The organism is Aquirufa sp. A-Brett2-15D (assembly GCF_054558735.1).
Window position 1 is genome coordinate 1 of record NZ_JBSKFT010000014.1, and the last position, 560, is coordinate 560.

The window sequence follows — 560 nt, forward strand, 5'->3', positions numbered from 1 at the left end:
TTCATTTATATAATCGATCACGTGGTCCTACAACCCCAGTCTTGCCGCAACAACACTGGTTTGGGCTAATCCGCGTTCGCTCGCCACTACTTACGGAATCACTTTTGTTTTCTCTTCCTCTGCTTACTTAGATGTTTCAGTTCAGCAGGTTCGCCTCCTACATACATAGGATAATAGATCTTCAATCTACTGGGTTGCCCCATTCGGAAATCTTCGGATCGAAGGTCTTGTGCACCTCCCCGAAGCTTATCGCAGCTTAACACGTCCTTCATCGCCTCCAAGAGCCTAGGCATTCCCCATACGCCCTTAATTCACTTACTCTTTTAATTTATATCTTCATCCCGAAGGATTTAATATCACTAATTTGCTCTTACTCTTTACTTTATTCTCACAATATGTCAAAGAACCTTGTGTGAAATTCAATAAGCTTACACTCATCTGTTTCACATCGTTCCCAAATCCAAACTCACATTTGAGTAGGGTAGGGTGGTGTGTAGTCCGTAGTCTATAGTCCGAAGTCTATAGGTTACAAAACTCTTTCAATCTACTATCAAACTCGT

1 rRNA gene is annotated in these 560 nt (G+C 42.0%); it reads right to left on the reverse strand.

Annotation, left to right across the window (positions count from 1 at the left end):
* A 23S ribosomal RNA gene (locus tag ACST14_RS10935) occupies window positions 1-320 on the reverse strand; the annotation flags it as partial.
* Window positions 321-560: the final 240 nt, after the last annotated feature.